Consider the following 23,023-nt stretch of genomic DNA (forward strand, 5'->3'; position numbering starts at 1 on the left):
ATGATCCCCCTAGAAACTCCCCAACAACTTCCAGAGGCACGCAGCCAACCGGAATCAAGCTATCCTGACCAAGGGTAACTCTCCTTGTTTTTTCTGAATACTACGGGGATCTATTGCGGAGAATTGCAGGTTGGAACTGACGGAAACGGCCAAGCCAAAAACCAAAAAAGAAAAGACGCAGGCTTCTGGAAAAGAGGCCAAACCAGACGTGCCCAAAGCGTCTTCTGACCATGACGATGCATTGGTGATTGAAGGACATGTTTTGGAGGTCCCGCCTGAAACTGATAAGCCCCAAGAAAAGAACTCACCAAAAACACAGCCCAAGGAAGATACAGCAGGACCTCATATCTTAACCGAGATTGATCCTCTCAGAGGATGTCTTGAGATCCTGCTTGTTCAGCACAATATGCCCGCTAACTCGGAGAACCTGATCGCGGGACTTCCCTTGGCAGATGGAAAGCTGACTGAAGATCTGCTGCAAAGAGCACTCCAGCGCGCTGGCTTCTCCACGAAGGCATTCCATCAAAAGATCACCGATCTGTCTTCTCTCTTGTTCCCTGCAGTACTCACGCTGAAATCTGGCGGCGCGCTGGTGGTTCTGGAAAAGTACGATGAGCACTCCTATGCCGTTGCATTACCCCATGCAGATGGTGGAGCAGTCCTTGCGAAACTAGATGAACTTCAAGCCCTTTGCAGCGGCACTGTGATTGTCGCCAAGCCTTTTTACAAACCGGAACGCGCTGAAGACGAAGTAAAGGACCAGGAACAGTCTCACTGGTTCTTTGGCGGCATCAAAGCAGTCGCACGCGACTATGTCTTCGTCGCACTCGCAGCAGCCTTCATCAACTTACTCGCTTTGGCCTCACCTCTGTTCACAATGAACGTTTATGACCGCGTGTTGCCCAACTCGGCATTCCCTACTCTCTGGGTTCTTACGCTCGGTGTCACCGGCGCTTTGCTCTTTGACCTGCTTTTGAAGACATTACGCGCATCCCTCATTTTCTTTGCTGGTAAGCGCGCTGATCTGATCATCTCGTCCCGACTGTTCGATCAGGCCATGCATCTGAAGATGTCTCACAGACCTAGCAGCACCGCTGGCTTTCTGAACGAAATGCGCGAGTTTGAGACCATCCGCGAGTTCATGACCTCAGCAACAATCGCCGCGATTACGGATCTTGCCTTTCTGGGAATGTTCCTCGGGCTAATCTGGTACATCGGTGGCCCAATGGTCTATCCGCTTTTAGCTGCCATAATCGGTGTGGTCGCAATTGGTTTGATCATGCAGTTCCCGATTAAGAAAGCCGTTGAAACCACCGTCGCAGATGCCACACTCCGAAACGCCTTACTGGTTGAAAGCCTGTACGGACTGGAGACAATCAAACTCCAGAGAGCCGAGGGCCAGCTGCTGGGCAAATGGGAAAGTGCCAGCGCAGCAGCTGCAGCAGCCCAAAATAAGGTCAGATCCCTCTCCACGTGGGCATTGAACCTGACAGGTTTCCTGCAACAGCTCACCACCGTCGCTCTCTTAGTGACAGGAGCCTATCTCTTCTCAGAAAAGCTCATTTCCATGGGTGGCATTGTGGCATGCGTCATTCTGGGCGGTAGAGCCGTTGCCCCGCTCGCTACGCTTTCCAGCTTCCTTGCTCGCTTCCAGCAAGTCAAAGCCGCATACAAACGCCTTGATGCCATTAATCAGTTACCTAGAGAAAAGCCCTGGGCTTCCAGACATCTGACTAAAACCATTGATGAAGGCCAGCTTGCTCTGAAGAACCTCAGCTTCACATACCCGCAGTCGGAAGAGCCATCTCTCAGAAACCTCAATCTTTCAATCAAGGCAGGTGAACGCATCGCGATCCTCGGTCCGGTTGGTTCCGGAAAGTCGACACTAGGCCGCCTCCTAAGCGGTCTTTATGCGCCAGAAGCAGGCAATTACTCCGTCGACAACCTGGACCATCAACAGTTCGCTCCCACTGAGCTAAGAAGGTCCATTAGCTATATTGGACAGGATGCCAGCCTCTTTTCAGGCTCTATCAGAGACAACATCAAGTTGGGACGTCCGGAAGCCTCTGATGCTGATCTGGTCAAAGCCTGCGAGCATTCCGGCGCTTTAGAGTTCATCGACGCGCACCCCCACGGCTTTGCCAGATTGATAGAAGAAGGCGGAAGAGACTTATCTTCAGGGCAACGACAAAAACTGATACTTGCAAGAGCGTTTATGGGTAATCCAAAGGTGCTCTATCTGGATGAACCAACTGGCATGATGGACGGGCAAACAGAGCAGCAGTTTATCAACGCGCTGTCATCTGCCATAAAACCAGAGCAAACACTGATAATCGCAACACACCGAACCGCGCCGCTCTCACTGGTCGACAGACTGATCATACTAGATAAAGGCCGCATTCTGGCAGATGGACCAAAAGAAAAGGTTATCCATATCCTCTCAAAGGGAAATGGATAACCAGAAGACCTAATACTCTCTCATGTACTCATGAAAGCAAAGGCAGCGGTTGACGGCCTCATCATCCCAAACCGCCTCTTTCATGTATCCAATAGCCACGCCGCACCAATCCCGCGTTTCTAAGGCCCAGTCAAACCGCAGTTGCACAATGGTCGCCTGCTGAGCGGCCACAACGATTGTGTTGGCCTCCTCAAAGTAATCACGCACCCGAATGGAGATCTCATTGTGCAGCTCCTCAGGATGCTGAAGATTGAAGTTATAGCAAACGCCTCCACGGTAATAATCAGAGGTCGCCACTGAAAGGTCCGCACTTGTCGCTTCACTCGCCCAAATGCTAAACGATGCCGCTGCACCCCAAAACAAGAGCGCGGGGCCACTCACCAGCTTTAGCAGCTTATGCAGGTCCATAATCCCCTCCCTCACTGTTTTGGCTTGGGCATAGCAACAGGCGTGCCTCGCACCCACTGAGCAGTAACTCCCGGCAAAGCTTTACCCGGCAACCAGCTCTCTGTCTCTTCATCATCCCGTACTTTGCGATAACCGGCTTCCGCTTGTGCCGGAGGCTGAACGTCAAACGCCTCCAGCAATCCGCCCATAGCAGCAAGTAGCCGGTAATTCGCAAAAGTCTGCGCATACCGCGCAGAAATCTCAGAAACCTCAGTGAAGAACACCGTGTTCTGCGTATCCAGAACATCCAGCAGGGTGCGCTGACCAACTGTGAACTGCCCTTCATAAGAAATCAGCAGTTGCTGTGACGCTGACAGCTGCTTTTTGATGATCGCAAGCTGTTTGGAAAGCTCCACCCGCCGGATCCATGAAGCCCGCGTCTCACGTTCCACTTCACGATACGCACGTGCCGTCCGCATGCGCGCCTCCCCAGCGCGTTCCACCTGTTCTGCACGCCGGTTCTTTGTGATGTTGCCGTTGAACAGGTTCCAACGCATCACGACCAGCGCAGTCGCCTGATTGTTCACGCCGGGAAAACCGTTGAGGTTTTCGCCCACACGTGACGACAGTTCCAGATCAAATCTGGGATAGTAGTCTGCCTCCGCAATCTTAATCTGAGCGTTTGCAGCATCTACATCCGCTTTGCGTAAGGCAATCAGCGGGTTGTTGCGCCGCGCCACATTCAGGACCGCTGGAAGCGTGCCCGGAATGCGGCGCGTCACACTTGGCACGCCCCCCAAACGCCCCACTGGTTTGCCAACCACCTCAATAAACGTCGCCTCGGCCAGTTCCAGCTCTTCAACGACTTCTTCCAGCGCCAGTGTTGCAGCAAACACTCTTTCGCTGGCCTGCTGAACATCAGCCACCGACACGACACCGCGTGACAAGCCCGCGCGCATATCCGACGCAACCTTGCTGTGATAGGCAATATTACGCTGCGCCGCCTGTTTGACCTCAGAAAGTCGGGAGACCTCTACATAAGCCCGCACGGCACTCAAGCCAATGAACTCAGAACGCTCCCATACGCGGAAGGAAGTCGCATCAAGGCGCGCCCGTTGACGTTCAATCTCATAGGTCGTCGCAAAGCCATCAAACAGCTTTTGCCGACCTGTTGCGCGAACTTCATAAGGGCCATAGAAGAACTGATCGCGTTGGCGGGTAAAGCTTCTGTCCGCCCACTCCGCACCTCCACGAAACTCCAGATCAAGACGCGGCAGCCATTCGCCTTTGGCCTGCTTCAACTCAAAGCCGATCGCATTGCGATCAAACACTGCTTCACCAATTTCGGGATTGCTGTAAACGGTCAGATTCACTGCGTCTCTGAGAGACATCGCGTGACCTGCTCCGCTCAACAGGCCAACTGCAGCAACGCCAAGGAAAAAAGGCGTAAACAACTTCATACACACGCCCTCTACGCAATACTTAAGACAACCGGGCAACTGAAGCTTTAATTTACTTTATTTTAATATAATGTCATTCCTCAACCAATTAAGTGTAATAAATATCAATAGCTCAAAAATTAATAACAATAGCACTTCATAAATTCGAACACGAATACATGTCATTTATACGTATTGCATAATGTATATATAAATTTGAACCCTATTTGATTTAGAATTCGGCAACACAATTTCATCCTTGCAACATTTTCCTCCTCGGAGAATGCCCGCCAACATCTTGTTCCTGCTTGCAAAGGAAGACCTGTATGCCGACGATCAGAACTGATGAAACGCAAGTCCCCTCAGCCCCGGACGCTTCTTCAGAACAAGTTGTTGAGCTGCAACCTAATGAGGGCCCATCCGCTCCCCCTCAAAGCCGCCTTATCATTGAACTTCCGCCAGATATTGCAACCGATCTGGAAAACCAGCCGGATGCCCCACCACGCGGCATAAACCTGCTGCTGAATGAGGTTGAATGGGACCCGGTCAGAGAGGTTTTACTGCTTCCCTCAGGCTTGGAACTCGCAGGCATCCAGACAGCCAATAACACCACCCAGATCACACTTGCTGATGGTACACTGCTGATCATCCAGGGACACAGCGAAAATCCTCCATCCATTGAGATTGAAAATCAGATCCTCACTGCACAGGAGATTCAAACAGCGTTTGCCGCTGCAAGAAATGCAGAACCGAGCGCTGGCCCGGAGGCCTCATCAGGTCCGTCCAGTGGGTCAGAACCCTCCAGCGGCAACAACGAGCCACAATCTCCATTACCAGCAAACGAGGACCTGACCGGAAGCGGTAATGATTTTGAGCCTATTCCGATCGCCGTTCAGCCTTCCTTTCCAATCACTCCGCTCCTGTTCCCCTCAGAACGCAGCGAAGAGTTTCTGGAAAGAGACTTCGGGGATGGAGCCTTTGAAAGCAACGAGCCAATCATCTCCAGCGCAGATCCATCTGATCCAACAGTGCGCCCCGCTTTCTTCGAGGGTAACACCGATGATGTGTATGAGGCAGGCCTGGCAACTGGCAGCAATGCTGGTCAGGCTGTGACCCAAACGGCAGGCCCCATGAACATCCAGAGCGGATCATCTCCGCTCCAGACACTCGAAGTCTGTGATCCGACACAGGATATTTGGATTGATGTGACCAATGGCGGCCAAATCATCACACCTCATGGCACCTACACCATCACAGCTCATCCAGACGGAACATACAGTTGGACGTACACCCTCGATGCAGCGGGTGATCACAGCAACAACGCTCAACAAGACATGTTGAAAGTTCGTGTTACGAACGAAGAAGGCAATCAGGCAACCGGCGACATCGCCATCAACATCGTCGACGATGAGCCACTCATCGATATCACCGATAACCCGGCTCAAGTGGCTGAAGGCGATACCCTCACGAGCAGTTGGTCTCTCAATCCCGGAGCAGATGGCGTAACGCACATAACCGTGTCTGTCCCCGGTGAAACGGATCAGACAATCGCACTGTCGGGCAACACATCCGCCACCTTCACGCTACCCAAAGGCACACTCACCGTTAATCCAGATGGCACCTACTCCTTTGAAGCAGCGACTAATCTGGATAACGACGACCCGCAAGAGCAAAGCTTCACCATCACCGCAACCGATGCGGATGGAGATACGACAACCGACACCCAGACCATCACAATTATAGACGGCACATCGCCAACACCGCCAGACAATCTGCCCGGAGAAGCCGTCGACCTGATCCTTACCGTCAATGAAGCTGCTCTTGATACAACGCAGGATCAAAATGATCTGGCCGCTGGAAATATCAATGGATCCGATCCAACAAGCACTGCTGAGACAGAGATCTCCAGCATTCTCACCTTCACTGCGGGCTCGGACAACCTCTCCACCTTTGCCTTTGGTGATCCCTCAGGCATCACCATCACCAACGGTGATGCGGCTCTCAATGTGAGCTGGACGGTTAGCAATGGCCAGCTCATCGGCTCCATAAACGGCACGCCAGCAATCATTCTGGCGCTCAATGCAGTAGAGATCCCTGCAGGCCAACAAGGCGCCGCACAAGTCACCGCAACACTCACAGATGCCTTCCCTCATGATGCAAGCGGAGCCCCCATCAAGATCAACGGCATCACCATCAATGCCTCAGACCACGATGGCGACACTGTCACAGCCGACATTCAGGTCAACATAATCGACGATGCACCGCAGCTAGACATCGCTGATACACCTGCATCAGTTGCAGAGGGCAACACCCTTAACGGAACATGGACGCTCAACCTAGGAGCAGATGGCGTCACACATATAACCGTGTCTGTCCCCGGAGAAGCGGATCAGACAATCACCCTGTCCGGCAACACCCCCGCTACCTTCACGTTGCCGAAGGGAACCTTAACCGTCAATCCAGACGGCACCTACGCCTTTGAAGCAGCAACCAATCTGGATAATGACGATCCACAAGAGCAAAGTTTCACCATCACTGCAACAGACGCAGATGGAGACACAACAACCGATACCCAAACCATCACCATCACCGATGGCACATCGCCAACACCGCCAGACAATCTCCCTGGTGAAGCCATTGATCTGATCCTCACAGTCAACGAAGCTGCCCTTGATACAACGCAGGATCAAAATGATCTGGCCGCTGGAAACATCACCGGTTCCGACCCAACAAACACTGTTGAGACAGAGGTCTCGAGTTCCCTCACCTTCACCGCGGGCTCAGACAACCTCTCCACCTTTGCCTTTGGTGATCCCTCAGGCATCACAATCACCAATGGTGATGCGGCTCTCAATGTGAGTTGGACAGTTAGCAACGAACAGCTCATCGGCTCCATAAACGGCACACCAGCAATCATTTTGGCTCTCAATGCATCTGAGATCCCTGCAGGCCAACAAGGCACCATACAAGTCACAACAACGCTCACAGATGCTTTCCCGCATGATGCAAGCGGAGAGCCGATCAAGATCAACGGCATCACCATCAATGCCTCAGATCATGACGGCGACACTGTTACAGCGGACATTCAGGTCAACATAATCGACGATGCACCTCAGCTGGACATCGCTGATACACCTGCATCAGTTGCAGAGGGCAACACGCTTAATGGAACATGGTCTCTCAATCCCGGAGCTGATGGCGTCACGCATATAACCGTGTCTGTCCCTGGCGAAGCGAACCAGACAATCGCCCTTTCTGGCAACACATCCGCCACCTTCACGCTGCCGAAGGGAACCTTAACCGTCAACTCAGATGGCACCTACTCCTTTGAAGCGGCAACCAATCTGGATAATGACGATCCGCAGGAGCAAAGTTTCGCCATCACCGCAACGGATGTTGATGGAGACACGACAACCGACACCCAGACCATCACAATCACAGACGGTACAACGCCAACACCACCAGATAATCTCCCCGGAGAAGCCGTCGATCTGATCCTCACCGTCAACGAAGCTGCCCTTGATACAACGCAGGATCAGGATGATCTGGCCGCCGGAAACATCACCGGGTCCGATCCAACAAGCACTGCTGAGACGGAGGTCTCCAGCTCCCTCACCTTCACAGCCGGCTCAGACAACCTCTCCACTTTTGCCTTTGGTGATCCATCCGGCATCACCATCACCAACGGCGATGCCGCTCTCAATGTGAGCTGGGCTATTAGCAATGGCCAGCTCATCGGCTCCATAAACGGCACACCAGCCATCATTTTGGCGCTCAATGCATCTGAGATCCCCGCAGGCCAACAAGGCACCGTGCAAGTCACAGCAACGCTCACAGACGCCTTCCCGCATGATGCGAGTGGAGAGCCAATCAAGATCAACGGCATCACCATCAACGCTTCAGACCACGATGGCGACACTGTTACAGCGGACATTCAGGTCAACATAATCGACGATGCACCGCAGCTAGACATCGCCGATACGCCTGCGTCCGTCGCCGAAGGAAACACTCTGAACGGCAGTTGGTCTCTCAATCCCGGAGCAGATGGCGTCACGCACATAACTGTGTCTGTCCCCGGTGAAGTGGACCAGACAATCGCATTGTCCGGCAACACATCCGCCACCTTCACGCTACCGAAGGGAACCTTAACCGTCAATCCAGACGGCACTTACTCCTTTGAAGCCACAACCAATCTGGATAGTGACAATCCGCAAGAGCAAAGCTTCACCATCACCGCAACGGATGCAGATGGAGATACAACAACCGACACCCAGACCATCACAATCACAGACGGCCCCAATCCGTTCGGGGGCGACATCATCGCACTAAGTCTTGATGAAAGCGCGCTTGGAGAGCAGATTGGCAACAATGATCCCACCGGGGATGTCATCGGCTCCAATCCAGCAAGCACAGCAGAAACTCAAAGCGATACACTCAGCTTCACAGCTGGTTCTGACAATATCGTCAGCTTCACTGTAGGAGATACCTCCAGTATCGAGGTTCGGGACGACAGTGGAGCTGTTGTAACTTCTATCAACTGGGCCCTGTCCGCTGACAAGCAAACCCTGACTGGGTCAATCAACGGTCAAAATGTCATCCAGCTGTCTCTAACCGGATCAACCATCCCTGCAGGCTCCACCGGCACAGCTCAGATCACAGCAACACTTCTTGCCGAGTTTCCTCACGTGACCAACGGAACCAGCGACTTCACCATTTTGGGTGTGCCCATCATTGCGACTGATACAGATGGGAGCACGGCTCTTGGTTTCACAAACATTTCGATCAAAGACGATAGTCCTGATGTGGATATTTCAGATACTCAGCTTATTGTCTCTGAAGGTGAAACCATCACTGATACGTTCTCCCTCAGCTCGGGAGCTGATGGGTATAAGCAGGTAACGGTCTATACAGACATCAACAACCAACACATCGTCAGCTTAGCTCCAAACACACAAACTACGCTCTACACGAAACAAGGAGAGCTCACCATCCATTCAGATGGGACCTGGGAGTTCACAGCCAGTACGGGGCTGGACTTCAACCAGACACAAACTCTGCAGTTCTTCATATCCGTTGAAGATGGGGATGGCGACACAGATACGGATAGTCATCTCATTTCTATCAAACCAGCAGCATCGCCTATTCTCGGCACCTCAGGCAACGATGTCCTCACTGGTACCCAGACAAGCGAACTCATCAAAGGCCTTGATGGTGATGATACAATCGATGGTGGAGCTGGGCGAGACAAAATCGCAGGTATGGGGGGTAAAGATACGCTCACTGGTGGAGAGGACAGCGATACGTTTGTACTCGATCTTTCCAACCTCACCGTGGCAGATCTGATTACAGATTACGATTCCACCGGAGAAGATGCAGACAAACTGGATGTAACGGAACTAATTGGCACAGAAGAGATCACGCAGCAAAATGTGGGAGATTATTTCCAGCTCTCAGGCGGTATCCTGAGCTTCGATCAGGATGGAGCTGGCACCAATCATAACATGGTACAGGTTATGGAGTTTTCATCACCACCAGCTCAGCTGGAGCTGATCGTGGATGAAAATCAGGCACCAGTAGTCGTAACTGCATAAGGTTCTCAGCAAAGAAAAACCCCGGAAGCAACGCTACCGGGGTTCAAAACACGATCAGCTGCAGAAAACAGTCACACCGGCCATTCGCTCGGGCTCTATAACCCAGAAATCACCGTGCTTGCGTCCACCAAGAGCCTTGGCATAGGAAGAAAAGCTCTCAAGATCTTCTGCAGCAAATCCCAAGGCAGCCAGCTTCAGACCTTTGCGGTCAACAGGCGCCTTCACACCATAAAGGCTTTCATAAGCGCTTGGTGACAGCACCTTTACAGTCCCACGAGCAGTCTCAATCTCAACACCGAGACTAGAAAGTCGTGCAGTACGCTCTCCAATGAATGCCTTGAGGAACTCATGATGGTCTGCCGGATCATCAGCCACGAAAACCACCTCAGTCAGATCGCGAACAGTGTTCGGATGCGACTGATAGTCAGCCTTCCAGAAGTTCTCAGGAAATTTGTTGTGGCAAGTGAAGAAGCCCATTTCCGCACTGAGCGGATCAGTGGTGAACGTCAGATCAAACGCGACCTGGCGTTCTTCACCTTCTGGCGTCACAGCAATCCGCTCAAAGGAAAATGGCGCGTACTCTGCAAGGCCAGCTGCATTGTAGGCCCTACGATCTTCCGCAGCGCTAGTGCTGTCCATAACAAACATGGAAGCACCTTCGCCCTTCAGCAGAAAGTCACGGTTGAATGCACCGAAAGAGAAAACGCCTTCACTCGGCTCTGTCAGCTCAGCACCTTCGCCAATCGCCAAAACCTCAAGGAAACTACCATTCAGCTGGACGAGACGGTTCTCAGTTCCCCAAGGATGACGCGCAGTTGGCGTCACCTTGAATCCCAGCTGTTCCCAGTGTCCTGCTGCATCCTGCAAAGAGTTTACAGCAAGCACAATGTGGTCAATTCCCTTGGTCAAAGCGTTTCCCCCAAAACAGCAGATTAAACCAGACGGCTGTTGTCGCGCGCAGCACCTACAAATGAGGAGAACAGCGGATGCGGCTCAAACGGGCGGGACTTCAGCTCTGGGTGATACTGCACACCGATGAACCACGGATGGTTGTCAATCTCTACAGTCTCAGGCAGAACGCCATCTGGTGACGTACCAGCAAAGATGAGGCCAGCTTCTTCAAGCTTCTCACGATAGCCGATGTTCACTTCATAACGGTGACGGTGACGCTCGGAGATCTCGGTAGAATCATAGATCGCAGCAATCTTACTGTCAGCTTTCAGAACCGCATCATAAGCACCAAGGCGCATGGTACCGCCCAGATCGCCTTCCGCATGACGCTCTTCTTTTTCGTTTCCGCGAGTCCATTCAGTCATCAAACCAACAACTGGCTCTTTTGCAGGACCAAATTCGGTGGAGCTCGCATCAGCGATACCAGCCATGTTGCGAGCAGCTTCCACAACAGCCATCTGCATACCAAAGCAGATACCGAAGTAGGGAATGTTGTTCACACGTGCATAGTGTGCGGCAGCGATCTTACCTTCAGATCCGCGCTCACCAAAGCCGCCAGGAACAAGAATACCGTTCACATTCGCAAGGAATTCGCTTGGGTCTTCTTTTTCAAAGACTTCAGATTCAATCCACTCAAGATTGACCTTCACACCATTCGCAATGCCGCCGTGAACCAGCGCTTCAATCAGGGACTTATATGCATCTTTCAGAACGGTGTACTTACCAACGATTGCGATGGTGACTTCACCCTCTGGGTTAAACAGAGAATGAACGATGGTTTCCCAACGGGACAGATCAGGAGCCGGAGCACCTGTGATACCAAATGCATCTAGAACCTGCTCATCCAGACCTTCTTTGTGGTAGGCCAGCGGCACTTCGTAGATGCTCTTTGCATCATATGCAGGGATAACAGCTTCTTCGCGAACGTTACAGAACTGGGACAGCTTGCGACGCTCATTCTCAGGGATCTGGCGATCACAGCGAACCATGAGAATATCTGGCTGAATACCGATGGAGCGCAGCTCTTTAACAGAGTGCTGTGTTGGCTTGGTTTTCATTTCACCAGCACTTGCAATGTAAGGCAGCAGTGTCAGGTGGATGTAAACAGCCTGTCCGCGTGGCAGATCGTTGCCAAGCTGACGAATAGCTTCAAAGAATGGCAGACCTTCAATGTCACCAACGGTACCGCCGATTTCGCAGAGCACGAAATCATAGCCTTCATTACCGTCCAGAACGAAGTTCTTGATCGCGTCAGTCACATGAGGAATCACCTGCACAGTACCACCCAGGTAATCACCGCGGCGTTCTTTCGCGATAATGTCCTGATAAATGCGACCAGTGGTAATGTTGTCCTGCTTGTTTGCCGGACGGCCAGTGAAACGCTCGTAGTGACCAAGATCCAGGTCAGTTTCAGCGCCATCATCGGTCACATAACACTCACCATGCTGGTAAGGGCTCATGGTACCTGGATCAACGTTCAAATAAGGGTCGAGCTTACGAAGTCGCACCTTGTATCCGCGCGCTTGTAAAGCCGCACCAAGAGCTGCGGAGGCAAGTCCCTTCCCGAGAGAAGAAACAACACCACCGGTGATGAATATGTACCGTGCCATGGATCGCTACCACGTTAGAAAGGGCGGAATTTATCAGTAGGGAAGCACACTTAGAGTAGTGCCTGATAATCCAATACCCTGGATATTTGAGTTATGTCTGAACGCACGAATGACGGACACTGCACAAGGTGCGGTGCCGTCAAACGTATATTTCAACTGTTTCTGCTTTACAGCAGATTACTGTGCAGGTGGAACCTGCGGGCCAGTTGGCTGACTTTGCTGCTGAAGCTGGTCAAGAAGACCATTGCCGCCGCCCTGCTCTGTACCCTGAGTTGCGGAACCGGCTGGAACCTGATCAAGCAGAGAACCTGGACGCTCGTCGTAGCGTGCCAGCAGAGAAAGAGCGAGTGAAGTTGCAAAGAAGCAGACAGCAAGAATCGCAGTACCGCGTGTCAGCACATTTGCTGTACCACGGCTGCTCATCACACCACCGCCGCCACCGCCGCCAATACCCAATGCGCCGCCTTCGGAGCGCTGCAGTAGAACCATTGCTACCAGCGCAACGACGACCATCAGGTGGATAACAATCAGAACGGTTTCCATAGGTATCCGTAGGTTTAATGAATTCGTTAGTCGGCCTTCTAACCGAATTTGCTGCGCCTTTCTACCCTAAAGGCGCAGCAAATTGGTGGACTGCTAAGAATATTATTATAATCCGACTAATATTAGCCGCGATAAGCCTCAGCGATTCCAAGGAAATCCGCCGCTTTCAGGCTTGCACCGCCAACCAGTGCACCGTCAACGTTTTCAACCGCAAGCAGTTCTTTTGCGTTGGTAGGCTTAACAGAGCCACCATAAAGGACGCGCATTTTGCCGCCAATCTCATCGCCAAACTGCTTAATGAGTGTTGCGCGGATAGACGCATGAACTTCAGCCACATCAGCAGGTGTTGGCGTCAAGCCAGTGCCGATTGCCCAGACTGGCTCATAAGCGATCACAGTGTTCTCAGCGGTTGCGCCTGCTGGCACAGAACCAAGAACCTGCTTGGTAACAACATCAAGAGTGGTGCCTGCGCGGCGCTCGCTCTCAACTTCACCTACACAAACGATGGCAACCAGACCAGCGCGGTAAGCAGCTTCTGCTTTCTCGCAAACATCTGCGTCAGATTCGCCATGGTCTTCACGGCGCTCGGAGTGACCAACAATAACAAATTTGCCGCCAGCATCACGGATCATCTCAGCGGAGATGTCGCCAGTATGCGCGCCGCTTTCTTTAGCGTGGCAGTTTTGGGCGCCAATCGCGATTTTGTCCTGAGAAGCAAGCTGTGCAACCAGCAATGCAGGAGGGCAAATCAGAAGCTCTACTTTTTCGGCAAGTGCTGAGTCGTATCCCGCACCCATAGCTTCCAGCTCTGCAGCAGAAGCTTTGGTGCCATTCATTTTCCAGTTACCAGCAACAAGTGGCCGATTAGTCATTTGATCCGTTCCCCAAATATGAATTCTAGATTCCCATATGGAATGTGTGCTCACTAGCAGAAAAAACACTTAAGTCCCATAGTGGATTACCGCTAGTGCGATGAACTTCGTATCTCACGGCGAATCTCACAGGCTTTATGTTGTGTAAACTTGCCCCACGGCGAAAGGAACACTATTATCCGGCGGCCTTGCATGTGTGCGCGGGGAGACTGTCCCTCGCCTTCAACAAGAGAACGGATAAAATTATGCTCGACGCGCTACGTAATAGCGTAGGTTCCTGGTTTGCAAAGATCCTGATCGGCCTTCTGGTGCTCAGCTTTGCAGTTTGGGGGATCGCTGACGTCTTTACTGGAATCGGCTCCACATCTGTTGCCTCAGTTGGTGACAAAGAAATTTCAGCTCAGGATTTCCAACGAGCTTATTCACGCGAGCTCGACCAGCTGTCACGCCGCGTCGGCCAGCCTGTCACACAGGAACAGGCCGCTGCATTTGGTGTACCAGCTCAGGTTCTGGGCCGCCTAGTCGCTGAAGCTGCGCTTGATAATGAAGCATCAAAGCTGCGCATCGGCGTTTCAGATGAAGCAATCATCAAAACCATTCAGGAGACACCAGCCTTTCAGGGTGTGAATGGTTATGACCGCAATCGTCTCGGTCAGGTACTTTACAATCTCGGCATGAGCGAAGACGAGTTCGTCATGCAGCAGCAGCTCGTCGCAGAGCGCCAGCAGCTCGCCGAAGCCGTTATTGGTGGCATTGTAGTGCCAGAAACCATGCTCGAAGCTTTCGACAAGTACGCAATGGAAGAGCGCACTGTTGAATACCTCGTACTGCCCAAAAGCTCTCTGACCCACGTTCCTGCGCCGACTGACGAAGAACTCAACGCGTTCTTCGAAGAAAACAAAGGCAACTATAAAGCACCTGAGTACCGCAGCGCGACCATCATCGAGCTGACATCAGACAAAATCGCAAAGCCTGAAAACGTAACGGACGAAGAGATCGCTCAGGAATATGAGCGCACCAAAAACCGTTACCAGTCTCAGGAACAGCGCCGCATCTATCAAATCTCCTTCCCAACCAAACAGGAAGCAGAAGCTGCTGTGGTTGAGATGGATTCTGGCAAGACCTTTGAAGACCTGATGAATGAGCGCGATCTGACCGAAAAAGACGTCGATCTCGGCCTCATGAACAAGGCAGGCTTCCTTGATCAGAAGATCGCAGACGCTGCGTTTGCTCTACAAGAAGGTCAGGCAAGTAACGTGGTCGAAGGCCAGTTCACCAACGCCATCCTCTTTGCAAAAGAAATCAAACCAGCTGCTGTTCAGCCAATTGAAGACGTGAAAGACGAACTGCGCACTGTCGTTGCTCAGGCAAACGCCGCTGATGAAGTGGAAGACCTCTTCAACGAAGTGGAAGATGCACGCGCAGGCGGCAGCACCTTTGAAGAGATCGCAGAACGCTTTGATCTGGAGTTGATCAACACCCCTGCTTTCGACGCCTCCGGCAATAACGAAGCAGGCGAAACCGTTGAACTGCCAGTCGCAAACGAGCTGACCACAGCCGTCTTCTCAACCGATGTTGGCATTGAAAACGATCCGCTGGAAATCGGCCGCACCGGTCACCTCTGGTACGAAGTCAAAGAAGTCACACCTTCCCGCGACAGAGAACTCTCTGAAGTCAAAGAGGCTGTGACCGCTGACTGGGCAGCAAACCGCACCGGTGAACTGCTGGAAGAAAAAGCCAAAGCCCTGATTGCGGAAGTGGAAGCAGGAAAATCGCTTTCCGAGATCGCAGCAGCTGAAGGCCTGACAACAACGACCTCTCAGCCATTCACCCGCAACGGTGGCGTACAGGGTCTTTCCGGCTCAGCTGTTACAGCAGCCTTCTCCGGACCTAAAGGCACCGCAGCGCAGGTTCCTGGCAACAATGAAGATCGGATTCTTCTGGTTCTGACGGACACAACAGCTCCGACCTTCATGACAGAGTCAGAGAACGCTCAGCGCATCAACACCCAGCTGACAGGCGCACTGGAAAGCTCATTGCTTAACCAGTTCATCAACCAGCTGGAACAGACTGAAGGCGTCCTCATAAATCAGGCAGTCTTCAATCAGTTGACCGGCCTGGATCGCCAGTAGACAAAACCTTGTCGAAAACAAGCCCGCCACACTTTTAAGTGTGGCGGGCTTTTGTTTATCTCCTAGACAGCCCTCCTAAAGCTATCTAATAGTTAGCCTTTGTGTACATTAAGGAATTACCTGAGGGATTGAGGGAGTTTTCGCCGTGAGCAATTTGAAAAATCTCATTGGAATTGTCGCTGACGGCAACGCACTGGACCGGTCTCAGGCCCGTGAGGCATTCGAGATCATCATGTCAGGCGCCGCAACTCCTGCTCAGATTGGAGGTTTCCTGATGGCCCTGCGCTTGCGCGGCGAAACCATCGACGAAATCTCCGCAGCAGTCGAGACCATGCGCGCCAAGATGATCCCGGTAAAGGCACCAGACCACGCCATCGACATTGTTGGCACTGGCGGTGATGCATCCGGCTCCTACAACATCTCAACCTGCACAGCGATTGTGGTCGCAGGCTGCGGCGTAACAATTGCCAAACACGGCAACCGTTCCCTCTCCTCCAAATCAGGCTCTGCTGAAGCGCTGGCTGAACTGGGCATCAATCTGGATCTGGACGCAAACGGCATCAGTCATTGCATCCACGAGGCCGGCATCGGCTTCATGTTCGCGCCAAACCACCATAAAGCCATGCGCCACGTTGGCCCGGCTCGCATCGAACTCGGCACCAGAACCATCTTCAACTTGCTCGGCCCTCTCGCCAACCCGGCAGGCGCAAAGCGCCAGATGACCGGCGTGTTCGCACAGCAATGGGTTGAGCCGCTCGCCAACACCCTGAAAGAATTAGGTACAGAGAAAGCCTGGATCGTCAACGGCTCCGATGGCATGGATGAAATCACCACGACCGGAACGACCTTTGTCGCCGAACTGAAAAACGGCAGCATCAACACCTTCACCATCTCACCAGAAGATGCAGGCTTGCCTGTTGCAAAGACGGAAGATCTGAAGGGTGGCGATCCAAAAGAGAACGCTCAAGCCCTGCGAGAAGTACTGCAAGGCGCCAAGAACGCGTACCGCGATATCGTCCTGCTCAACTCCGCAGCGTCCCTGATCGTTGCTGATAAAGTCTCCACCCTCACAGACGGTGTAGAGATGGCTGCACAGGCAATCGATACAGGTACCGCCCTTTCCCGACTGGACAAACTTGTTGAAGCCTCCGACGCTGCAACAGCTGCTAACATGAAACTCTAAGACCACGGATCCCATGTCAGATATCCTTAAGAAAATCGAAGCTTACAAACGTGAAGAGATTGCCGCTGCAAAAGCGCAAACTTCTCTGGCTGATCTGGATGCGGCGATCAAGGCAGCAACTCCAACCCGCGGCTTCGCAAACGCACTGAAAGCAAAGCATGCAAACGGTGAGTACGCGCTGATCGCTGAGGTAAAAAAAGCCAGCCCGTCCAAAGGCCTGATCCGCGCGGACTTTAACCCGCCCGCACTCGCAAAAGCCTATGAAAAAGGTGGCGCGGCCTGTTTGTCCGTACTGACCGACACACCGTCCTTCCAGGGCAAGCCAGAGTACCTCGTCGCAGCCCGCAATGAAGTCTCCCTGCCAGTCCTGCGCAAAGACTTTCTTTACGACACCTATCAGGTGCATGAGGCCCGCGCTTGGGGTGCAGACTGTATCCTTATCATCATGGCAGCCGTTGATGATGCATTGGCCAAAGAGCTGGAAGACACAGCTTTTGAGCTTGGAATGGATGCACTGATTGAGGTGCATGATGAGGCTGAGCTGAAACGCGCGCTGAAGCTCACCTCACCACTCGTCGGCATCAACAACCGCAACCTGAAAACATTCGAGACATCGCTGGAGACCAGTGAACGTCTTGCCCCATTGATCCCGCAAGACCGGATCATCGTGGGCGAAAGCGGCCTGTTTACTCCCGAAGATCTTTCCCGCATGGAAAAATCCGGCATCTCCACCTTCCTCATCGGTGAAAGCCTGATGCGGCAGGACGATTTAGAGAACGCCACCAAAGCGCTGCTTAAACGCTAAGAAAATCAACAGCCTGCAAAAGGCAATGACCTGAACAAACTGTGTCCAGAGGCAAGAAAATGTCAGAACTTTCTCCAAAACTCACTCACCTTGATGACAGTGGTGCGGCTCATATGGTCGACATCTCGGAGAAAGAGGTCACCTCACGCATCGCCCGCGCTGGCGGTCAGGTGAAGATGCAGCGTGAGACTCTGGACATGATCCTTTCCGGCAATGCCAAGAAAGGCGACGTACTGGCAACGGCGCGCATCGCCGGCATCATGGCTGCCAAGCGCACCCATGAGCTGATCCCGTTGTGTCATCCGCTGGCTCTTTCCAAGGTACAGGTGGACTTCACACCAAACCCGGAGCTGCCGGGCATTGAGATTGAAGTCTTCGCAAAGGTCTCTGGTCAGACTGGCATTGAGATGGAAGCGCTGACAGCTGCTTCTGTTGCGTGCCTGACGATCTACGATATGGCCAAAGCCGTTGATCGTTCCATGGAGATTGGTGAGATTCGCCTGCTGGAGAAAAAGGGTGGTAAGTCCGGTCACTATCTGGCTGAGGAGGATAACTCCAAATGAGCCTGATCAGCATCGAAGAAGCACTCGACCGCCTCCTCAAGGACGTAAACCCAACCGCAAGCGAAAGCTTACCGCTTCTGGAAGCAGGCGAACGCGTGTTGGCACAAGATGTTGCCGCAACCCGGACCCAACCTCCGTTCTCCGCCTCCGCAATGGATGGTTATGCTGTAAAAGCAGCTGACACAGAAGATCCTGAGCGCGCACTAAAGGTTATCGGTGAAGTCGCTGCCGGGCATAACTTCGACGGCACACTGCAAGACGGCGAAGCCCTGCGTATCTTCACAGGTGCACCGGTCCCAGCTGGTGCGGATGCGATCCTGATGCAGGAAAATGCCCGCCGCGACGGGGATAACCTGTTCTGCCAAGAGAGCGTAACTGTTGGCAAGTTCATCCGCCCTGCCGGACTGGACTTCCAAGAAGGCCAGATCCTCCTCAAAGCAGGCGCCCCACTCGGCTTCCGCGAGCTTTCCCTTGCAGGCGCGATGAACCACGCAAGTTTGCCGGTGCGCAAGAAGCCGGTTGTCGCCATCCTCGCAAACGGAGACGAGCTTGTTGAACCGGGTCAGACACCGGGCCCGAATCAAATCATCGCTTCCAACCAGGTCGGCATCGCAGAGTTTGTGAAAAACTGCGGCGGTATCCCAATGATGCTGGGCATCGCCCCGGACCAGCCTGAAGAAATCACAGCTCGCGTCAAGCAGGCAATTGAGGCCAAAGCCGATGTTCTGGTCACGCTCGGCGGCGCATCTGTTGGCGACCACGACCTCATTCAGGACGTGCTCGGAGCAGAAGGCATGGAGCTCGGCTTCTGGCGAATTGCCATGCGTCCGGGCAAACCACTCATGGCAGGCGCTCTTGGCCCGATGAAAGTCCTCGGCCTGCCGGGCAATCCGGTATCAAGTCTTGTCTGCGCCCTCCTCTTCCTTGGACCTCTCCTCGACAAAATGCTGGGCCGCACAGTAGCTTTGGCAAATCAAGGCGTTACCAAAGCCACGCTGACCGCTGACCTGCCTGCAAACGACCTGCGTCAGGACTACCTGCGCGCCAGCCTGAGCACCGACGCGCAAGGCAATCTGACAACCGAGCCGTTTGGTAAGCAGGATTCCTCAATGCTTGCACTGCTCACCAAAGCAGACGCTCTGATTGTTCGCCCGCCACACGCACCGGCTGCATCGGCAGGCGAAAAAGTTGAGCTTCTCAAGCTACGCTAAATCCGAAAGACGAGAGTGGACAACCCCTGTCCACTCACCCATCAAAATCCAATTCCCCCAGTTCTAGCAGGGCTTAAACGCAACAAACCCATTGCAGAACACAATGAGAACAGGTAGAGTACGTTCGTGTTTTGTCCTCCCAATCGCAGAAGTTGAAGTCTTTCAGCTTGTTGGGAATGCAAATCAACGAATGGTCATCTCCGGAACCGGAGAGTATGGCCGCTCACTTTCAATCTGCGCTTAGGAGCGAACGGGGATAAAAGATGCTTACACAGAAGCAACACGAGCTTTTGATGTTCATCCATCAACGCTTGAAGGAAGCAGGTGTTCCACCCTCCTTCGATGAGATGAAGGACGCGCTGGACCTCCGTTCCAAATCCGGCATTCACCGGCTGATCACAGCTCTGGAAGAGCGCGGCTTCATTCGCCGCCTGCCAAATAGAGCCCGAGCGCTGGAAATCCTCAAGCTGCCTGAATCCATTGCACCCGGCCTGAAGCCTGCGGCCAAGGAAAAGGGCTTTGCGCCTGAGGTCATTGAAGGCTCGCTGAGCAAGAAGGTCGCCACGCCGCCCCCACCACGCACACCGTCTCCTGACGAAGTGCCAACGCTGGAAATCCCGGTGATGGGCCGCATTGCAGCGGGTGTACCAATCGAAGCAATCCAGCATCAGAGCCATTCCATTGCAATGCCTGCAGACCTGATGGGCCGCGGTGAACACTACGCGCTGGAAGTCAAAGGTGACTCCATGATCGACGCAGGCATCTTCGACGGGGATACAGTGCTGATTAAACGCGGCGACACTGCGGATAACGGTGAAATCGTCGTGGCGCTGATCGATGATGAGGAAGCAACCCTGAAACGCCTGCGCAAAAAAGGTGCCTCAGTCGCGCTTGAAGCGGCCAACCCCGCCTACGAAACTCGCATCTTCGGCCCGGGGCGCGTCCGCATTCAGGGCAAGATGATTGCGCTCTTCCGCCGCTATTAAAGCGCTGGTTGCTATAGGCAATTTAGGATTCCAAGGTCTGCGCTGAGCATCATATGCCCAGCGCACTTTTTTTATTTTATGCCCGTTTTCCGCTTGGTCTGACAACCAGATGTAAACCGAGCCTCGTTCTCCAAAAGTCTTCTGATCCAAAACCAGCTCAGCATTGCAGCTGAAAGGGGCTTGAGCTTGGGTCACTATGATGGATGCCAGCTGACAATCAGCCTCCAGAACGCCCTCCACCTTCGACTGCGCCAGAATGACTGACGGCCTTTGCTCCCCTCCACCGCCCATCGCTCCGTGCGGGTATAACGCCAACACACAGCCCTCCTCATCACAGGAACGGTCTGCTGCCCGCGTTTTATGCTCTTTGAAGGAGTTCGCAGAGTATCCCCCTACCCGCAGCAGGCTATCAGCAGCGAACGACATACGTGAAGATGTGAGGCGGAAGGACCCGTCCTCACCATAAAACCCGATATGCTTACCTGCATCGGCAATCATCACATCAGGTGGCTGTTCCACCACAAAGCCTATGAGGCCCGCTGCAAATGCTGGTACGGAAAGCCATTTCAGACGCAGCGGCATGATGCAGAGTGTGATACTTGCAAGGATCACCAACAGGTAACCAGAGACACTGGCAACACCCAGATTGGTGAGCCCATCACTCAGCGCGCTCACCCAGTAGGCTGCCTTCAGCACCAGAGATAACCCCACCTCCATGCCCTGCAGAAAGAACGCATCAGCGCCAAGTGGGATCGTGAGCAGGGCAAGCAGGCCAAGGGGCATAACCACAAAGGTCACCAGCGGCATGGCCAGCACGTTACCAACCACCCCATAGGGTGCGATCTGCTCAAAGTGCATTGCAGCAATTGGAGCGGTTGCGGCGCCTGCGATCAGGGAGGTCATTGCACAGGCAAAAAGCCACTTTGCGGGCTTTCTGAGAGTGCGCAGAACACTAGATTTCCCTTTTAAAACATAGGTTTCCCGATCGTCCCGAAGCCAGTCTTTGCCAAAGGAGTAAGCTGTCAGCAATGCGAGGACGGCGATGAAGGACATTTGGAAGCCCGGGGATAAGATCTCCTCTGGACGCAGGCTTAAAAGGAGGAGGCAGGCGAGAGCAAGTCCGCGCAGGCTGAACGCACGGCGACCAAGCAGTCCAGCGCATAAGATCAGCACCGCCATCATGTAAGCCCGCTGTGTGGCGACAGAAGTCCCTGACAAACTGAGATAAACCGTTGCCGCAATCAACGCGGCGATACTAGCGTAAACGTGAATATGTCCCTTCAAAGCAAGGCTTTGACTAAGAGACAGAACCAGCCGCGCCGCGAGGAAAACCAGAGAGGTCACCAGCCCCATATGCATACCGGAAATAGCGAGGACATGTGCGAGGCCGGCGTTGCGCAGGGCGTCTTTATCAGCGGAAGCCAGATAGTCCCGTTTACCTACAAGGAGAGCAACAGCAAAAGCACTTTCTGGCGAATAATCCAACACCCGCCGGATGCGTCCAGCGATACTGCTTCGTATCGTATCCACATGCTGCAGAAATCCAGTGCCCCCATCACGGGTGAGCACAACAGGCCTGGAAAGCGCATAACCAACCGCGCCGATCCCGTCAAAAAACGCAGTTCGGGCAAAATCATAGCCGCCGGGTCGCACAGCCCCACCAGGCGGCAGAAGACGCGCCTTCAGCTGCATCTTATCCCCCATCACCGGAGCTTCTTTCATCCCTTTCAGGCTAAGCCGGATTTTGTAGTAAAGCGGAGTTGTCCCCCTCTTGGAATGTTCCAGCACCTCTCCGAGGATCACAGAGTAAGAGTGCTGCCCAGACTGCTTGAGACCGGTGACAACTCCCTCCACCTTCCGCGTAACAGGACGCTCCAGCGGGTCGCCGCGCGCAAATTCCACGCGCAAATCCGAGAGAAAAAAGCCGAGCGCAAAAAACAAAAGCGCTGTAATACCGATCGTAGACCGCCCACGCTTCATTCTGCGAAAAACAAACAATCCCAATAAGATAGCGGAAAGTCCGCTTAAAACACTGTAAGGCTCGGCAGGCAGCGAAAAATATACCAGTACGCCCGCCATATGGCTCAGCGCATACCATACAATGCCCTGCCCGCGATCCCAATCCTGAGAGAGAGCCGTGCGGGCATAACTTATTACCGCCGGCCAATCCGGCCTCACTATCCAGAAAAATGCAGCACGAATGGCCAACGCAGCCGCAACACATCGCTCCCACACCCCAACACGCTGATTTCCCTCATGAAAGCACTCAGTTGCGTTACTATGTGCGTTTTT

15 protein-coding genes are annotated in these 23,023 nt (G+C 53.3%); 8 read left to right on the plus strand and 7 right to left on the minus strand.

Going from position 1 to position 23,023, the window contains the following annotated elements; genetic code table 11:
• Nucleotides 1-130 precede the first annotated feature (130 nt).
• Nucleotides 131-2,458, plus strand: coding sequence for a type I secretion system permease/ATPase (locus tag AC3CB2_RS06595; RefSeq protein ID WP_352929874.1), 2,328 nt, complete (start codon nt 131-133; stop codon nt 2,456-2,458).
• Between the two features lie 9 nt (nt 2,459-2,467).
• Here AC3CB2_RS06595 and AC3CB2_RS06600 read toward each other — a convergent pair whose 3' ends face one another.
• Entirely contained in the window at nt 2,468-2,866 is a 399-nt protein-coding gene (locus tag AC3CB2_RS06600; protein ID WP_352929872.1) for a hypothetical protein, read from the minus strand.
• Nucleotides 2,867-2,877: 11 nt separating this feature from the next.
• The gene (locus tag AC3CB2_RS06605) at nt 2,878-4,305 is read right to left on the minus strand and encodes a TolC family outer membrane protein (protein WP_352929870.1); all 1,428 of its coding nucleotides are present in this window, start codon (nt 4,303-4,305) and stop codon (nt 2,878-2,880) included.
• 305 nt (nt 4,306-4,610) lie between these two features.
• Here AC3CB2_RS06605 and AC3CB2_RS06610 point away from each other — a divergent pair, with 305 nt between their 5' ends.
• Entirely contained in the window at nt 4,611-9,875 is a 5,265-nt protein-coding gene (locus AC3CB2_RS06610; protein ID WP_352929868.1) for a beta strand repeat-containing protein, read from the plus strand.
• A 54-nt stretch (nt 9,876-9,929) separates the two neighbouring features.
• On the opposite strand, the gene AC3CB2_RS06615 is transcribed toward AC3CB2_RS06610, so the two are convergent.
• The 4 genes from AC3CB2_RS06615 to tpiA form a co-directional block, all read right to left on the minus strand.
• Nucleotides 9,930-10,784 carry a VOC family protein gene (locus tag AC3CB2_RS06615; protein WP_352929866.1) on the minus strand — a complete coding sequence of 285 codons (855 nt, stop codon included), beginning with the start codon at nt 10,782-10,784 and terminating at the stop codon, nt 9,930-9,932.
• Between the two features lie 23 nt (nt 10,785-10,807).
• Nucleotides 10,808-12,436: a CTP synthase gene (gene pyrG / locus AC3CB2_RS06620; protein ID WP_014285907.1), complete on the minus strand. Its 1,629-nt coding sequence runs from the start codon at nt 12,434-12,436 to the stop codon at nt 10,808-10,810.
• A gap of 177 nt (nt 12,437-12,613) precedes the next feature.
• A complete protein-coding gene (gene secG / locus AC3CB2_RS06625) occupies nt 12,614-12,979 on the minus strand; it encodes a preprotein translocase subunit SecG (protein ID WP_014285908.1) in 366 nt (121 codons plus the stop codon).
• A gap of 122 nt (nt 12,980-13,101) precedes the next feature.
• Complete coding sequence (gene tpiA / locus AC3CB2_RS06630) at nt 13,102-13,851, minus strand: triose-phosphate isomerase (RefSeq protein WP_014285909.1); 750 nt, start codon at nt 13,849-13,851, stop codon at nt 13,102-13,104.
• Nucleotides 13,852-14,096: 245 nt separating this feature from the next.
• On the opposite strand from tpiA, the gene AC3CB2_RS06635 reads away from it, so the two are divergent.
• From AC3CB2_RS06635 to lexA, 6 genes are all read left to right on the plus strand, one after another.
• Nucleotides 14,097-15,983, plus strand: coding sequence for a SurA N-terminal domain-containing protein (locus AC3CB2_RS06635; RefSeq protein WP_352929863.1), 1,887 nt, complete (start codon nt 14,097-14,099; stop codon nt 15,981-15,983).
• Nucleotides 15,984-16,128: 145 nt separating this feature from the next.
• On the plus strand, nt 16,129-17,166 hold the full coding sequence (gene trpD / locus AC3CB2_RS06640; RefSeq protein ID WP_352929860.1) for an anthranilate phosphoribosyltransferase: 1,038 nt from the start codon (nt 16,129-16,131) through the stop codon (nt 17,164-17,166).
• Between the two features lie 13 nt (nt 17,167-17,179).
• Nucleotides 17,180-17,971 carry an indole-3-glycerol phosphate synthase TrpC gene (gene trpC / locus AC3CB2_RS06645; RefSeq protein ID WP_352929857.1) on the plus strand — a complete coding sequence of 264 codons (792 nt, stop codon included), beginning with the start codon at nt 17,180-17,182 and terminating at the stop codon, nt 17,969-17,971.
• A 59-nt stretch (nt 17,972-18,030) separates the two neighbouring features.
• Nucleotides 18,031-18,534 (plus strand): cyclic pyranopterin monophosphate synthase MoaC, encoded by a 504-nt coding sequence (gene moaC, locus AC3CB2_RS06650; protein WP_054785298.1) that lies wholly within the window; start codon nt 18,031-18,033, stop codon nt 18,532-18,534.
• Nucleotides 18,531-19,745 carry a molybdopterin molybdotransferase MoeA gene (locus AC3CB2_RS06655; RefSeq protein ID WP_352929854.1) on the plus strand — a complete coding sequence of 405 codons (1,215 nt, stop codon included), beginning with the start codon at nt 18,531-18,533 and terminating at the stop codon, nt 19,743-19,745. Before moaC ends, AC3CB2_RS06655 begins: the two co-directional genes overlap by 4 nt.
• A 263-nt stretch (nt 19,746-20,008) precedes the next feature.
• Nucleotides 20,009-20,731 (plus strand): transcriptional repressor LexA, encoded by a 723-nt coding sequence (lexA, locus tag AC3CB2_RS06660; protein WP_041768631.1) that lies wholly within the window; start codon nt 20,009-20,011, stop codon nt 20,729-20,731.
• Here the strand turns inward: lexA and AC3CB2_RS06665 are convergent.
• Complete coding sequence (locus tag AC3CB2_RS06665) at nt 20,627-22,810, minus strand: ComEC/Rec2 family competence protein (RefSeq protein ID WP_352931735.1); 2,184 nt, start codon at nt 22,808-22,810, stop codon at nt 20,627-20,629. The genes lexA and AC3CB2_RS06665 overlap by 105 nt on opposite strands.
• Nucleotides 22,811-23,023: the final 213 nt, after the last annotated feature.

The organism is Pseudovibrio sp. SCP20, from assembly GCF_057774105.1.

Bases quoted from the DNA above. Each gene is read 5' to 3' on its own strand.
- AC3CB2_RS06600 (WP_352929872.1), bottom strand. From the start codon at position 2,866: ATGGACCTGCATAAGCTGCTAAAGCTGGTGAGTGGCCCCGCGCTCTTG.
- AC3CB2_RS06605 (WP_352929870.1), bottom strand. From the start codon at position 4,305: ATGAAGTTGTTTACGCCTTTTTTCCTTGGCGTTGCTGCAGTTGGCCTG.
- AC3CB2_RS06610 (WP_352929868.1), top strand. From the start codon at position 4,611: ATGCCGACGATCAGAACTGATGAAACGCAAGTCCCCTCAGCCCCGGAC.
- pyrG (WP_014285907.1), bottom strand. From the start codon at position 12,436: ATGGCACGGTACATATTCATCACCGGTGGTGTTGTTTCTTCTCTCGGG.
- secG (WP_014285908.1), bottom strand. From the start codon at position 12,979: ATGGAAACCGTTCTGATTGTTATCCACCTGATGGTCGTCGTTGCGCTG.
- tpiA (WP_014285909.1), bottom strand. From the start codon at position 13,851: ATGACTAATCGGCCACTTGTTGCTGGTAACTGGAAAATGAATGGCACC.
- AC3CB2_RS06635 (WP_352929863.1), top strand. From the start codon at position 14,097: ATGCTCGACGCGCTACGTAATAGCGTAGGTTCCTGGTTTGCAAAGATC.
- trpC (WP_352929857.1), top strand. From the start codon at position 17,180: ATGTCAGATATCCTTAAGAAAATCGAAGCTTACAAACGTGAAGAGATT.
- moaC (WP_054785298.1), top strand. From the start codon at position 18,031: ATGTCAGAACTTTCTCCAAAACTCACTCACCTTGATGACAGTGGTGCG.
- AC3CB2_RS06655 (WP_352929854.1), top strand. From the start codon at position 18,531: ATGAGCCTGATCAGCATCGAAGAAGCACTCGACCGCCTCCTCAAGGAC.
- lexA (WP_041768631.1), top strand. From the start codon at position 20,009: ATGCTTACACAGAAGCAACACGAGCTTTTGATGTTCATCCATCAACGC.
- AC3CB2_RS06665 (WP_352931735.1), bottom strand. From the start codon at position 22,810: ATGGCGGGCGTACTGGTATATTTTTCGCTGCCTGCCGAGCCTTACAGT.